Here is a 13,528-nt window from a genome sequence, read left to right on the forward strand (position 1 = left end):
GAGAAGAGCGCAGCTTCTTCTTGTATCGGCGTGAGTTGCCGAACCTGGCGCTCTAGCAATATAAACAAAGCCGGGGAAACGTCACACTGGGTCGGGAACGACATCCAGAACCCCCTGACACTTCCCCCGATTATACACAAGTGCACTGTACAGCGATTTGAAATCATCTGTCATGGGGTGAATGGTTTGTAGATCCGCAGGTAAGTTTGCCAGAGCCAGGGGAACATTCTCCTTGTTCAAACTGTTCACAAGGTTTGTAGCTTCAGCAACATTGCCGCTTATCACCAGTCGAGCGTTTTCATCGCCACTTCTAGCTTGCCCTTCCGCGCCTGAAATGTTTACACCTAGCGCGTAAGCATCGTAGAAAACAGGATGGATATTTTTTAACGCTGTACTATAATCGTTATCACGAACATCTTCAATAATGCTCTGGTAAATTTGACCATCCTTCAGCATGTTCTGAATGCGTACCGAGTCAATGGCGATACCCATATTCTTGAGCTCGAACAGCGACTGCAACACGTCCTCAAGTGCATTCGTAGCAAGAGGAATATTATTTACCGAAGCATTACACGCTGCAAACTCCAAACAGGTGCCCAGGTTGAATAAAAGCCCAAGTTTTTTCAAGTTACCCCCCCGATCAACACTAACGGAGCAGTTAGTTCACGTTTGCCATTGGTAGATTCGAACTCCACGCACAACAAGGAACCACCATATGCGCGATTTAGAACCTCTCGAGCGGTTGCGACCCGGTTGGCGGCGGAAAGGCACGATCAAGGGTAGCCAGGTCCTCCTCCGCGAGGTTCAGAGCAAGGGAGGAGCGATTCTCAATGACGTGTGCCCTCTTCCCCGCCCTGGGAATGGCGCTAAGGTCGTCATGTCTGAACATCCACGCGAGAGCCACCTGGACCGGCGCTGCGTCATACTTGTCTGCTATGTGTCTAAGAACGTGATGGCCAAGTAGCCGCCCCTGCTCGAAAGGCGCATAGGCCATGATCGGAATGCGACGTTTGCGGCACCAGGGCAACAGATCGTACTCGATGCCGCGTCGGGTAAGATTGTAGAGCACCTGGTCGGCCGCAACATCCCTTCCCCCTGGGAAGGCCATGAGTTCCTCAAGATCTGAAAAGTTAAAATTGCTGACGCCCCAATAACGAATTTTCCCCGCGCCGACTAACTCTATAAAAGCTGCAAGTGTCTCCTCCAGTGGTACCTGGCCACGCCAGTGCAGGAGATAGAGATCGATTCGGTCTGTCTTCAAGCGCTGCAGACTACGCTCGCAAGCGATGGCCGTGCCATGCCTTGTTGCGTTACTTGGGAGCACATTGCTCACGATAAAGATCTCCTCACGGCGCCCAGCTAGTGCTTCGGCCACCAGTTCTTCAGCAGCACCATCTGCGTACATTTCGGAGGTCTCGATCAGCGTCATACCAAGATCGAGGCCCAGACGTAGCGCCGCAATCTCATCCGCTCGACGCCGCGAGTCTTCGGCCATGCCCCAGGTTCCCTGCCCAAGCACTGGAATCTCTTCACCCGATGGGAGCTTGATAGTGCGAATTGGAATTGCATGCATAACAGATCTCCTCCTACGGCAAGCGCTCTTCTGTAGAAGAAGCTAACCCGCGATGATGTCGATCTTTTCGAAAGTGGACGTGGTGTGGTAGAGGAAAACCCGGGAACATTTTGTTAGCAGCCCTTTTAGTGCCACCGCAACAAGGGTCAGAGATAGGGGCTTCCCAATCTGACTCGCCCTAAAAACCCTCTACAATACCCTGCAAAGCGTATCAATGTCCATGAGAGAATGAGGTACTACTACTACTTGCATGATTTTTGATTGTGGCTGCAACAAAACACGGAGGTTGCACCTTCATTGTAGAACGAGGGTAAAGGTCTACAGAAAATGGAGGAAGTTCATCAAAACAACCAAGATGTAGAGCCTTTTTGACGCGGCGCATTTTTGCATATATAATACATTATTCTGACCAAATATACAAAGATGTGCTTGCAAATATGCTCCTCCTTTTCTCTATAAATGATCACTTTTATGGTGCTTGCACCTACACAGCTGATGTATAATAGCCCTGGAGAAAAAGGTTCTCATCTTGAAGAGAAAGGATAAAACACCATGGCCTTTCGCTTCGAAGCTGCATTTGTCACTATATCGGCGTTCAACCTGGAGGAGATAACACAATTTTACCGTCAGTTCTTCCAACAAGAACCCATAGGGGCCAAACCTCATAGCTATGTTGAGTTCTATGTAGCAAATCTCTGCCTGGGTATCTTTCGCCCTCACGAAAGCAGCAAAGAAGAGTTTGCGAGGGTAGGAAAGAACCCGATGAGCATTTGTTTGGAGGTGAGCGATCTCGATGAGGCAATCGCTCGCATTACAGCACTCGGATATGCGCCACCAGGAGGGGTTATTCATACTCCTCATGGGCGAGAAGTTTACGCCTATGATCCTGAACAGAATCGATTAATTCTCCACCAATCTTGGAGCTAGTCGGGAAATCCAGATTCACTGTCCATGATGAAATATGGCCTGAACGTGGTAATGAGAACATTCACTTCATCACTCCGGTAGTCAGACACCTCTCTAGAGAGAGAAAGGAGAGAAACGATGGCTTCTTTGTATAAGTACGGGCGTCTCGCCATAGCGGCCATCAACTTCAATGAAATGAAGGAGTTTTATAGCAAGATCCTGCAGGAGGAGCCGATAAGGCACATCAAAGATGTGTATGTAGAATTTCAACTGCCGGAATTGCGCATCGGCCTGTTCAAACCCCGCCCGGATAACCGCCCCGAGTTTATGCATGATACCCGTTCGACCGCCAGTATTGTCTTGGAGGTGATCGATATCAACGACGCAGCCAATCACTTTAGATCGGTGGGGTGTTCGCCTGGCAAGATCATCGACACCTTTCACGGCAAAGAGTTCTATGCTTACGACCCCGCACAGAACCGGTTGATTGTGCATCAGGAGAAGTAGCAAGGTCAAAACAAAAGCGGAGGTCTCTGCTTCTTGTATCGCAATGTCTTTTTGCTGCTGCGATGCCCTAAGGAGGAAAACTGCATGTGTGCGCAGAAGAACAGGCTGATCGTTGGAATTTCAGGAGCGAGCGGTGTTATTTACGGCATCCGCCTGCTTGCAATCTTACAGACGGTCCCATCGATTGAGACGCATCTCATCATGAGCGCAGCAGCCAAACGGACAGTGCTACTGGAGACCGGCTATTCCATTGCGCAAGTTGAGGAACTGGCGGATCGGACATATAAGACAAGCGACATTGCGGCCTCTCTCTCCTCTGGTTCCTTCCACACAATTGGCATGGCCGTCCTGCCTTGCTCAATCAAAACACTCTCGGGAATTGTCCATTGTTACTCCGATAACCTCTTGCTGCGGGCTGCAGACGTTGTATTGAAAGACCGGCGGAAACTAGTTCTGGCTGTACGCGAAACACCCCTTCATCTAGGGCATATACGTATGATGGAGCAAGCTACCGAAATGGGAGCCATCATCATGCCACCCCTTCCAGCTTTTTATCACCATCCAGCAACACTCGACGACATTATCAATCAAACGGTGAACCGCGTCCTGGATTTGTTTGATATTCAATTAGCACAAGACCTGTTTCGACGATGGCCTGTAGAGGATGAAGAACAAGGCGTCATGGATTGGTAAGGAGAGGAGAAAGCAGATATGCCAACCTGCCCCCGTTGTGATGACCCCAATGGAGCGATCCTGACTGAATCGCCCGTCAAAGGAAGCTGGATCATGTATAGGTGTCCTCGTTGTCTTTTTACCTGGCGCTCGACCGAACCGGAACACATAACCAACCCGGCTCTGTACAATCGGGATTTTAAATTGACGCCGGAAATGACTGAACACGCGCAGGTAACGCCTCCTATTGGCGTACCACGAAAGAAATCCTAGGGCAGAAAAACTAGAGAAGTTAGGAAAAGGGAATGCAGGAATCTCCCCGCCTTTTCTCAAAAAACTCTCATAGAAAAGCACTAGGATATCGTTAGGATGTATGAAGAGCAATCATAGATTGAGTAAGGGAAGGAGGTAGAATCTTGGCGTACAAAGATTTACGCGCGTTTATGCAGCGCCTGGAGGAAGAGAGACAACTTCTCCATATCGATCAGGAGGTCACCCTGGAGCCCGACCTGGGAGCTGCAGGGCGAGCTGTGTCCTACCTGGGCGATCAGGCACCAGCGATCCACTTTCGCAATATTCACAGCTACAACGGTGCCCAGGTAGTGATGAATGTGCTTGGTTCCTGGGCAAATCATGCTTTAATGCTGAACATACCCAAGACAACAACGGTAAAGGAGCAGTTTTTTGAGTTTGTGCGTCGCTGGAACACGTACCCGATGGAAGTGGAACGCGTTCAGGATGCGCCATTCTATGAAAATGAGATCACCGATAACATCAACCTTTTCGATGTGCTGCCGCTTTTCCGCTTAAATGAGTATGACGCTGGATGCTACATCGACAAGGGATGCGTCGTGACACGAGATCCGAATCACCCTGAGGAGTTTGATTTACAAAACGTTGGCATCTACCGTATCCAGGTGAAAGGAAAGGATCATCTGGGCGTGCAGTTTTTGCCCTTCCACGATGCAGGCGCACAATTATATATGGCGGAAGAGCGCGGAGAGAATTTGCCAGTCGCCATTGCCATAGGTTGCGAACCCGTGATTACGACGATTGCAGGGTCGCCTCTGCTCTACACGCAATCTGAGTATAAGATGGCGGGCGCGATGCAGCAAGAGCCCTACAGGATCGTGAAGGCCAGACGTACAGGCCTTGATGTTCCATGGGGAGCTGAGATTGTTCTGGAAGGCGAAGCCATCGGAGGGCAACGCGAGATTGAAGGGCCCTTTGGTGAGTTCACCGGTAGCTATTCGGGAATCAGGCGTCAACCAGTGATAAAGATTCACGCGATCTATCACCGCACGAAACCGATTTACGAACATGTCTATATAGGCATTCCCTGGACTGAGATCGACTACCTGATCGGCGTCAACACCTGCGTCGCGATCTACACGCAACTCAAAGAGGCCTATCCAGAAATTGTAGCGGTCAACGCGACCTACCTCAATGGACTGGTCGCGATCGTCTCGACGAAAACCGCAGGCCGCGTTGGTGGCTTCGCCAAAGCAGTTGGTGTACGCACCATCACCACAACACATGGCATAGGCTATTGCAAGATCGTCATTGTCGTGGACGAGGATATTGATCCGTTCGATCTCAATCAGGTAATGTGGGCGCTCTCCACACGCTTCTCCCCGAGTAAAGACCTGATTGTCGTGCCGACTGCCTCCGTTATCTCGCTCGATCCGAGTTCTGATCCACCCGGTATCACGCACAAGCTGATCCTCGACGCGACTATCCCACAGCCACCAGATATACGCGGAGAGAAAACGCTCTTAATAGACCCGCCGCCAACTACAGAGCAATGGCATAAGAAGCTCATCGATGATATGCGTAAACAGAGATGAAAATAGTTAGAAAGAGCACCATGCATACAAACCAGTAATACATCCTCCACAACTGCGTCTCGCGCGGTACGTGAACGAGTTGGGCTAGCAATAACTGTGTAATTTGACCCATATCCCCCTGTTTTGTTCTTTAGAGACAAGATTACACGGAAAAAACGAAAGAAACGTGAACATTAAGACGTTAAAAGGTTCGCGCTGTCGAAACAGGCAGGTGATAGACGCGGCTCAGGCGACGCTTGAGCTGATCATTCACCTGGTATTGCTGAAGCCTCAGGCCGATGTAGAGTTCGTTCGCTTGCTGTCTGAGCAGGGCGGCCTGGATCTCCAGATAGCGGCGCAAGAGCGGGTGCTCCGTCTGAATCCACTCGACTTCTTCCACCAGTAAGAGGCCTTTGGGACGCAGTTGTGTCCCCCAGCGCTCAAGCACTGAGATCGGATCTCGCAGGTGGGTCAGGAGCATGCGGCAGAAGATGAGATCACCTAGTCCAGTGGGAAAGGGAGTCTGGGTTACGTCATGATGAGCAAATGAGACATGTGCAGGGCATTGTCAACTTATTTCTAAAAACGAAATATACTGGTGAGCTATAGGAGAAAAGCAATAAAAGGGTAATGAGAAGTGGGGAGGTAGAGGTAGTTATACGACCTGCTTGACTCTAGTTACCTCATGCCATTGCTGGAATCGGCCCTGCAAAAGGGCACGGTACTCCCCGGCAGGGAAACGATGCCTTCGTGGTTGGAAATGTCCAGCGATGGGTCCAAAGGCCGAAAGAAAGCGTTGTGCGTGTTTGGCCGATTTAAACCGCCGCATTTTCTTCTCTCGTAGTCGCGTCGGTTGATGTGAGTTTTCCGCTCGATTGTTCAAGCCTTTGTGTTGCCGATGCTCCACGCCAGGCAGGATCTCGCGTTTCGCTGCTCCATAGCTCTTCAATGTATCGGTAATGATCACGCGCGGGACGTATTGCACCCCTTTGAGGAGCTTGCGAAAGAACTTTTTGGCCGCCTGCTTGTTGCGTCGGCTCTGCACCAGGATGTCCAGCACGTTGCCGTCCTGATCAACAGCTCTCCACAAATAATGGGGTTTGCCATTGATTTTCAGGTACACCTCGTCCATATGCCATGTGCCTCCCGTTTTCGGACGGCGACGGCGCAGTTCGTTCGCGTAGGTCTGCCCAAACTTCAAGCACCACTGCCGCACGGTTTCATAGCTCACGACGATTCCGTGCTGTTCCAGAAGCTCTTCCACATCGCGAAAACTGAGGGAGAAGCGGAAATACAGCCACACTGCGTGACTGATGATTTCAGGTGGGAAGCGAAAGCCTTTGTAGCTTGGAGCAGGGGTGTTTGTTTTCATGCAGCTATTCTCGCACATTGTTCAGCTACTTTCCCAAGTTGACAATACCAGATTGCCCTCTCCGTCCTGGAGCAGCTTGAGGGACAAGCCAGGCAAGTGGACCAGCAGTGGAAGCGGCAAATCGAACGGGCACAATACGAGGCAAATCTGGCCTGTCGGCGCTATGTGGCGGTTGATCCTGACAATCGTCTGGTTGCGCGCAGTCTTGAACGAGACTGGAATGACAAACTGGCCGACGTTCAACGGTTGGAACGGGAACAAGCGCTCTTGCCACGACCAACAGCCCTTCAGTTCTCAGACGCTCAGCGTCAGCAAATCCGCGCCTTAGCCCAGGATCTCCCTGCGATTTGGCATGCAGCAACGACGACGTGGGCTGAACGCAAACAACTCCTGCGCTTTCTCATCAAAGATGTGACACTCTCCAAGCGGGGCAATGTCATCAGGATCGACATTCGCTGGCAAACGGAGGCGGTGACGCATCTGGCCATTCCCCCGTATCAACAATCCTGGGAAATTCGCCAGACCAGCCAGGAGGTTGTGGCCCAGGTCCAAGAACTGGCTCCAACGCATACCGATACGCAGATCGCGGCCATCCTCAATGCCATGGGAGCGCATGCAGGCATGGGAGGAGGATATCAATTCAGAGGAACCACAAATCGGGGCAAGGTCAGGCTGCCTAATGACAGCAGAACTCAATTGATATATACTACTTCTTCTGTATTCTCATAATGAATAAGAACAGCGCAAGCGTTATACTTTGTTTTCTTGTTTCCTTTTTCTCTGCACTCACAAGGAAGCGAGATGTGGCGAGCGATCAGAGCTGACAGTTGAGCCGACTCAACCGTGTCGGCAAAGGCACTAGAGAGATACATGACAGAGAAAATAAGCAGTAACTTTTCAAAAAAGGAAATATAAGCGGTCATTTGAATAAGGAGATACGCAGCATGGCAGTTAGCCCCCGAAGTGATGAAGAAATCCAGGAAGACGTCCTGGCCGAGTTGAAGTGGGATCCTCGTGTCCGAATAAACGAAATTGGTGTCATCGTAACTGACGGGATCGTTACGCTGACTGGTTGGGTCGATTCGCTTCCACAAAAGATAGCTGCCGAAGAGGCCGCCAGCCGCGTTCGCGGCGTCAAGGCGATCGTTAACGACATCGAGGTGCGCTTGCCTGGCTTCGCTGAACGCACCGACATCGACCTTGCCAAGGCCGTACTTGACGCCCTTAAGTGGGAAGCAGATATTCCAACTGGCAAACTGGAGGTAAAGGTCGACCATGGCTGGGTGACGCTCAAGGGTATGGTCGAACACAACTACCAGAGGCAAAGTGCAGAAGATGCTGTCAAGAAAATAGCAGGTGTTAAAGGTGTCACTAATATTATCACTGTTAAGCCTCAGCTGGTACCCACAGATCTGAAGCAGCAGATCGAGAAGGCGCTCGTTCGTAATGCGGAGATAGATGCCCAGCGTATTACCGTCGAAATGCAGGACGGTAAGGTCATTCTCCGTGGGACAGTACGCTCCTATGCTGAGAAACTGGCGGCGGAGGATACAGCTTGGTTAGCGCCGGGTGTTACCGAGGTTGAGAACCACATTGTGGTCTCACCTTTACCGTAACCGCTGTTTTGAGGCCAACGAGCTCATCCTTTGATGGGAATGAGCGCCACATCCCTCCTGCTCTGCCGCTTCGTTCTCGACCATTTTAAGCGTCTGAAGCAGGAGGGTTGCTATACGGTTGAGATGAGTTGTTAAGCATTCCCTATAGACTTGCTCACCTACTTAAAGGCAGGCAAGACATGCCGCGCGATGCGTTCAAGATTTTCCACGACAGCCTGGTGCGGAACGCCTGGCGGATGAGACCAGAAGCATAGTTCGCTGAAGGGAACCTGAGCCTGGAGGTCCTGTAAGCGTTTGACCACGTTGTCTGGCGTATCTACTAGAAAATGCTCGCGCTTAAATGATTTGGGGTCAGGCTCCGCTGGCATAGCCTTTCCCACATCCGTCCCCATCTTAGCATAGACGTATTGCCGATAGGCCATAGAGGGAGCGAGCAGAGTAACCCAATCACGCTCAGGATCATCGCTGACCCACAGATGTGTACTCAAGACAATGGGAAATGACGTAGAATCACGACCATACTTCTTCAAGTGTGACTGCAATATGTGCCACTGATTCACCACCTCTTGTTCAGGAGCATCGGAGAGGAAACCAGATGCCAGGAATCCGTCAGCAAGGCGTGCCACACGATCGAGCGCGACTTCCGTATTGGCACCCATGTAAATTGGCAAACGCGCTCCCTGCGCTGGTTGGGGCGTTACCGGGAGGGGAGCACCATTATACCCATCCGGTACGTGCTCTCCTCGGAAAGCTGCCCGAAGATAGGGAATGGCCTCTTCCATGCGTTTCTTGCGCTGGCTGCGCGGCACACCAAAGGCCGCGAACTCGTGTTGTACATATCCCAGCCCGACTCCCAGAGTGAAGCGTCCCTCGCTAAGTACATCCAGTACAGCCGTCTCCTCAGCTATAAGGCGGACAGGCCAGAGTGGTAGAAGCAGTAAGTTTGTACCGAGGTGGAGGTGTTCGGCGCGAGCGGCTATATGAGCCAGGAATGTAAAGGGAGCAGGAAGATAGCCATCATCAAAGCCATGATGCTCAGAGACCCACACGCCGTAAAAACCAAGCAGGTCGGCGTGGCAAAACTCATCCATAAGTTCTTTATAGGTTGTAGTTGTTACCGGTTGACCCAACGTTGTTCGGCCATCACTCCACAGAGAAAAACGCAGCACCCTATGCGTTTCATTTGCTTTCGTTTCCAATTTTCGCTCCTCTATAGTGATAGGATGTTACTCCTCCCTATCATTGAATTACATAGGTGTTTTTTACCACTCGCTTAAATTGTAAGCCGATGTTACAAATCATCGGCGAGTCGAAGATAGGTAGTGACTCTTGAGAGAAGTGGTAACATAGAGGTCAGGAGGACTGACCATGACACCAACACCATCCCTGCCAGCATGTGTATGATGTTGCGTCATCGTGGCTCTCCCCAACTTTTGATGAACCGAGTATTGTAGCGTTAAGAAGGAACGGTGAAGAAGTGCAAGGAAAGAGCGAAAAAAGGTGAAAGGGCTTCCAACTGTTTCTTGGGGATGTGCGGGGATGTTCTCTTCCTCCTGTCATTGCAGAAGTTGTGCGGGTAGTGGCGGGTAGTGCCCCCCATCACTCTCACAGAAGACCATCAGGTTTCCTGTGAGGCGGAAAGCAACACAAGCCGACCGATGCAGAGCCAAGCCTGATCCCATCGGTTCCATTGAAATTGCGCTCAAGCAACATGCAAGACGCGCAAGCGGAGCAAGTCAATGTTGGCTCGCCCATACATCTGTCGTTTGAGCAGTTTGAGCCGGGTGATGTGTCCTTCCACTGGCCCCGTACTCCATGGCTCCGTCAGGGCGGCGAGAGCCGCATCAGCTTCGTTTTCTAGACCCAGAGCAAAGTGACGTATTTCCTCGCAAGGACTCGCTTTCGCCCTCTTTCCCCAAGGTAGAGAGGTTCTCCAGAGATGGAGCCAAACGAAAGAGAGCTTGTCGGTAGGCAATGTCCGTTTCTCGGAGTTCTTCCGGTTCGCACAAGAGCAACCGCGTTGCTTGCCTGGGAGTGCGGGTTGTCGATGCGCGCTGAGCAATTGGAGCAACGATATGAAGACGCCGAGTTTCCTGCCCACACACAGGACAAGACGCCAGGCTTTGTAACGAGGCCAGCACCAGTGTCAGTTCCTCTGATGTGATCAGCAGTTCATGTATTTCAAGCTTCTCTGGGACAGGTATCAAGAGCTTGATTACCTTCTCAATCTGATCTTTTGCGCTCAATACTGATACTGTTTTCATCCTTCCAGTTTAGCATCTCTGCCTTGCTGAGCTTTTCATCAAAAGCTGGGGAGAGCCACGATGACGCAACATCATACACATGCCGCTTCACCCTTCCATCGCTATCCAAATGGAGTCCTCATGGACAACACTTCCGCTCGTTAGAGGGCGCACGCGAATAAGTTGACAATATCCCTCGGTTTACCCCCTGCACCTGGCCTTTTCTCATCATATTCATTGCCTCATATCCTTGTAATGTCTTCCTGGCTGTTTCAAACGGAATATATGTTTTTCAGAGGAAAGAAGCCCATTCCTGGCTTGACCAGTCGTTTGATGAAACGGTGGTCTTGTTCTATGAGATTCTTCACGTATTTGACTTGTCGCAATTCAACTGATGAGGAAAGGATCCCGCTGGCTTTGAGATGTGCTCTAGCCTTGGGAGAGGCGACATTTTTATCGACATTGATGACTCGAAGATCTCTTCTGCTCGTATGGCCGCCGGAGAGGAGAGGCGTCTGTGCTTGCTTTGCCTCTGTCAGACCAGCATGAGGGGCTGTCCGCGCAGAAGAACCAAGCGCTTTCACAAAAAAACGTTGAGCGGCTTCAGCATCACGTGTTGGACTCAAGAGAAACTCCACCGTGTTCCCTTCAGAATCTACGGCCCGATAGAGGGAGAGCCAGACCTTCTTGATCTTGATGTATGTTTCATCAACTTTCCAGGAATCATTGCAGGCTTTCAGATGAGGGCGACAGCGCCTCTCCAACTCTGGTGCATAAGACTGAACCCAACGGTACATCGTCGTATGATCGACGTGTAGCCCCCTCTCCTGCATGATGTCTTCCAAATCGCGATAGCTGAGTGCATAGCGAAGATACCAACGGACACAGAGCAAAATAATCTCAGCTTCGCGCATGACGCCATTTGAATGGGGCTTGCGTGGTCATCTGGCTTCTCTTCTCATCTTTTGATCTATCATATCTGATGAGTTTTATTCTTGCAACACAGCCCAAGCAGGAACACTCTACTGGTTGTCTGGCTCGTCACCTGCCCACTGCCAATGTGGTACTTCATGCAGCGGATAGAGGTCTTCGTCACGCTCCGCATGCGAGTTCTGCATCGCCACCCGCGAGCCAAACTCGACATGCTGCCGGACCGCCTCCCGGAAAGGCTCGTCATCTGGCAGGCCAGCCGTATCGAGGGCAGCCATGTACAATTCGACGAAGCGTTGCCGCTGGGCTTCGGTAATCTTGAGATGACGGTGGACGGCGATCACATGCTCAAAGCCGAGTTCTCTACTAAAGCGATCAGGGCCGCCGAAGGATTCGGCGGTAAAGGCGGTCAAATGGTCAACATGCTGCGGTTGCTCTCTGCCGAAGAGCGGCTGGAGCAAGGGGTCCTTGAGGACGCTGGCATAGAAGGCTTCCTCCAGTTGGTGCAGCGCACTCAGACCTCCAGCGTGTTCGAAGAGCGTTGGCATAGTTGGTCCTCCTTGTTGTCATGGTCGCCGCCTTGATGGGCGGCACGCGTGAATAGCACAGCCGTACACAAGCAAGAGAGCATTCCTGGGAGGGAACCTGCCCTAGCCGTGAGGGGAACACATATCTACGTGGCTTCCCCTCACGCGTGATCACCAGGTTCTCCAACCAGGCTTGCCAGAAAGGGTCCAGGTGGCCCTTCACCTGCATGACGTATCTCATCATTGGACCAGGTTGAGCGAGGCTCTCCTGATGAGTTGTCTTAAAATCGTTCGTTTGTTGTGACACACGGATGGGTTTCGTGTCGCCTGCCCAGACGAGGCTGTGCATCTCTCTCTGGGCGAGCGACACGATTCTCGCATTATCAGCCGCTCAGGCTGGGGTATGGGGCTGCTCAGGCAACAGCTTCGCCGCCATCACTGAGATCCAAACATAGGCGTTGAGCATCGTGAAGACGAAGGCGCTCGTCATCCAGAGATGCCCTGTCGCAAGCCCGGCAAAAGCGACGAAGCAGAGCACGCCGGAAACGAGAGCGTAGGCCGCCCATCCACGTTGGCGTTGGCCAACCAACCGACGCGCAAAGACGCAACAGGCAGCGATCAATGCCAGGAACGACAGCGAACTCACCATCATATGCACAAGGCCGTGCCAGCTTATGGCGGAGGCGGAAGCTGATGTTCCAGGAGGGAAGCCAAGACCTGGATCAGCCGTGAAGCACCCGGCGCCGATCAGACCCGCTCCGACAGCCCCTATCAAGATAGGTCCCCATGTCCCGCCCCGGCTGCCACGCAGGACCTGCCGCATGCCAATCGCGCCTGCGACGAACAGCAGACCGGAGAGCAGGAAGGTGGCGATCTCCATCCAGCCCAGGTCTCCGTTTTCGAGCAGGCTGAGCGCATGACGGCTGAGATCAAATCCTGGGCGGGTGAATGCCTGGATCAAGCCCACGACGGTGAAGAGGGGACCTGCGACCACCCCGCAGGCAAGGAGCGTTTTTGTCAGTTGCGTGGCCGAATTGGTCAGTGTGGCGTTTTGTGAAATGGCTTTTTGCATAATTTTCTCCTTCGCGCGTTGAGAGTGTAGTCCCGCATGGATAAGAGGGCTGCACGTCGTGCGCGGCTTTATGCGGGCCGGTAACAGAGATGCACGACCCCATTGTCGAAGGTCTTTGATTCGACCAGAGTGAGATTCTTCACCTCGTTGATATCTTTGAACAAGGGCACTCCATCGCCTACGACGATGGGATGCAAGAAGAGCCGGTATTCATCAATCAGGCCAAGATGCATCAACGAATGGGCTAGTCTGGGGCTGCCGAAGACCATCAGATTTTGGCCGGG

The 13,528-nt window shown here is 51.9% G+C and carries 14 protein-coding genes and 3 pseudogenes; 7 read left to right on the plus strand and 10 right to left on the minus strand.

All coding sequences use genetic code 11. The features are described 5' to 3' along the window. Positions 1–81: 81 nt before the first annotated feature. Positions 82–627: a hypothetical protein gene (locus KRAC_RS54965; protein ID WP_007921990.1), complete on the minus strand. Its 546-nt coding sequence runs from the start codon at positions 625–627 to the stop codon at positions 82–84. A gap of 97 nt (positions 628–724) precedes the next feature. Then, on the minus strand, positions 725–1,573 hold the full coding sequence (locus KRAC_RS54970) for an aldo/keto reductase (protein WP_007921992.1): 849 nt from the start codon (positions 1,571–1,573) through the stop codon (positions 725–727). Between the two features lie 552 nt (positions 1,574–2,125). On the opposite strand from KRAC_RS54970, the gene KRAC_RS54975 reads away from it, so the two are divergent. The 5 genes from KRAC_RS54975 (at position 2,126) to KRAC_RS54990 (ending at position 5,505) form a co-directional block, all read left to right on the plus strand. Further along, the gene (locus KRAC_RS54975; protein WP_007921994.1) at positions 2,126–2,500 is read left to right on the plus strand and encodes a VOC family protein; all 375 of its coding nucleotides are present in this window, start codon (positions 2,126–2,128) and stop codon (positions 2,498–2,500) included. A gap of 117 nt (positions 2,501–2,617) precedes the next feature. Further along, entirely contained in the window at positions 2,618–2,986 is a 369-nt protein-coding gene (locus tag KRAC_RS54980; RefSeq protein WP_007921996.1) for a VOC family protein, read from the plus strand. Positions 2,987–3,070: 84 nt separating this feature from the next. Further along, the gene (locus KRAC_RS54985; RefSeq protein ID WP_007921998.1) at positions 3,071–3,679 is read left to right on the plus strand and encodes a UbiX family flavin prenyltransferase; all 609 of its coding nucleotides are present in this window, start codon (positions 3,071–3,073) and stop codon (positions 3,677–3,679) included. Positions 3,680–3,697: 18 nt separating this feature from the next. Then, positions 3,698–3,931 (plus strand): non-oxidative hydroxyarylic acid decarboxylases subunit D, encoded by a 234-nt coding sequence (locus KRAC_RS68435; RefSeq protein WP_007922000.1) that lies wholly within the window; start codon positions 3,698–3,700, stop codon positions 3,929–3,931. Between the two features lie 143 nt (positions 3,932–4,074). Continuing rightward, the gene (locus KRAC_RS54990) at positions 4,075–5,505 is read left to right on the plus strand and encodes a non-oxidative hydroxyarylic acid decarboxylases subunit C (protein ID WP_007922005.1); all 1,431 of its coding nucleotides are present in this window, start codon (positions 4,075–4,077) and stop codon (positions 5,503–5,505) included. Positions 5,506–5,686: 181 nt separating this feature from the next. Here KRAC_RS54990 and KRAC_RS54995 read toward each other — a convergent pair. Both KRAC_RS54995 and KRAC_RS55000 read right to left on the minus strand, forming a co-directional pair. After that, positions 5,687–6,025, minus strand: a pseudogene (locus tag KRAC_RS54995) (methyltransferase domain-containing protein); the annotation flags it as partial. A gap of 114 nt (positions 6,026–6,139) precedes the next feature. Next, complete coding sequence (locus KRAC_RS55000) at positions 6,140–6,856, minus strand: IS6 family transposase (RefSeq protein ID WP_007922009.1); 717 nt, start codon at positions 6,854–6,856, stop codon at positions 6,140–6,142. 96 nt (positions 6,857–6,952) lie between these two features. Between KRAC_RS55000 and KRAC_RS55005 the strand changes: the two genes are divergently transcribed. Further along, positions 6,953–7,585: a hypothetical protein gene (locus tag KRAC_RS55005; RefSeq protein WP_040448491.1), complete on the plus strand. Its 633-nt coding sequence runs from the start codon at positions 6,953–6,955 to the stop codon at positions 7,583–7,585. A 215-nt stretch (positions 7,586–7,800) separates the two neighbouring features. Continuing rightward, positions 7,801–8,472, plus strand: coding sequence for a BON domain-containing protein (locus KRAC_RS55010; RefSeq protein ID WP_007922010.1), 672 nt, complete (start codon positions 7,801–7,803; stop codon positions 8,470–8,472). 158 nt (positions 8,473–8,630) lie between these two features. Here KRAC_RS55010 and KRAC_RS64500 read toward each other — a convergent pair whose 3' ends face one another. The 6 genes and pseudogenes from KRAC_RS64500 to KRAC_RS79105 all read right to left on the minus strand — a co-directional run bounded on the left by KRAC_RS64500 (position 8,631) and on the right by KRAC_RS79105 (position 13,513). After that, entirely contained in the window at positions 8,631–9,671 is a 1,041-nt protein-coding gene (locus tag KRAC_RS64500) for an LLM class flavin-dependent oxidoreductase (protein WP_007922015.1), read from the minus strand. Between the two features lie 503 nt (positions 9,672–10,174). Next, positions 10,175–10,354, minus strand: a pseudogene (locus tag KRAC_RS80575) (transposase); the annotation flags it as partial. A 500-nt stretch (positions 10,355–10,854) separates the two neighbouring features. Beyond that, positions 10,855–11,660 (minus strand): annotated as a pseudogene (locus tag KRAC_RS55025) (IS6 family transposase). Between the two features lie 77 nt (positions 11,661–11,737). Continuing rightward, the gene (locus KRAC_RS55030; protein WP_007922019.1) at positions 11,738–12,193 is read right to left on the minus strand and encodes a group II truncated hemoglobin; all 456 of its coding nucleotides are present in this window, start codon (positions 12,191–12,193) and stop codon (positions 11,738–11,740) included. A 370-nt stretch (positions 12,194–12,563) separates the two neighbouring features. Further along, on the minus strand, positions 12,564–13,244 hold the full coding sequence (locus KRAC_RS55035) for a DUF998 domain-containing protein (protein ID WP_007922020.1): 681 nt from the start codon (positions 13,242–13,244) through the stop codon (positions 12,564–12,566). A 68-nt stretch (positions 13,245–13,312) separates the two neighbouring features. Continuing rightward, positions 13,313–13,513, minus strand: coding sequence for a dihydrofolate reductase family protein (locus KRAC_RS79105; RefSeq protein ID WP_211221533.1), 201 nt, complete (start codon positions 13,511–13,513; stop codon positions 13,313–13,315). Positions 13,514–13,528 lie beyond the last annotated feature (15 nt).

The organism is Ktedonobacter racemifer DSM 44963, from assembly GCF_000178855.1.
Lineage (GTDB): Bacteria > Chloroflexota > Ktedonobacteria > Ktedonobacterales > Ktedonobacteraceae > Ktedonobacter > Ktedonobacter racemifer.

Excerpts from the sequence above, each read along its gene's own strand:
- KRAC_RS54970 (WP_007921992.1), bottom strand. The coding sequence starts at position 1,573 with ATGCATGCAATTCCAATTCGCACTATCAAGCTCCCATCGGGTGAAGAG.
- KRAC_RS55035 (WP_007922020.1), bottom strand. The coding sequence starts at position 13,244 with ATGCAAAAAGCCATTTCACAAAACGCCACACTGACCAATTCGGCCACG.
- KRAC_RS54980 (WP_007921996.1), top strand. The coding sequence starts at position 2,618 with ATGGCTTCTTTGTATAAGTACGGGCGTCTCGCCATAGCGGCCATCAAC.
- KRAC_RS79105 (WP_211221533.1), bottom strand. The coding sequence starts at position 13,513 with ATGGTCTTCGGCAGCCCCAGACTAGCCCATTCGTTGATGCATCTTGGC.
- KRAC_RS68435 (WP_007922000.1), top strand. The coding sequence starts at position 3,698 with ATGCCAACCTGCCCCCGTTGTGATGACCCCAATGGAGCGATCCTGACT.
- KRAC_RS54985 (WP_007921998.1), top strand. The coding sequence starts at position 3,071 with ATGTGTGCGCAGAAGAACAGGCTGATCGTTGGAATTTCAGGAGCGAGC.
- KRAC_RS55010 (WP_007922010.1), top strand. The coding sequence starts at position 7,801 with ATGGCAGTTAGCCCCCGAAGTGATGAAGAAATCCAGGAAGACGTCCTG.
- KRAC_RS55000 (WP_007922009.1), bottom strand. The coding sequence starts at position 6,856 with ATGAAAACAAACACCCCTGCTCCAAGCTACAAAGGCTTTCGCTTCCCA.
- KRAC_RS55030 (WP_007922019.1), bottom strand. The coding sequence starts at position 12,193 with ATGCCAACGCTCTTCGAACACGCTGGAGGTCTGAGTGCGCTGCACCAA.
- KRAC_RS54975 (WP_007921994.1), top strand. The coding sequence starts at position 2,126 with ATGGCCTTTCGCTTCGAAGCTGCATTTGTCACTATATCGGCGTTCAAC.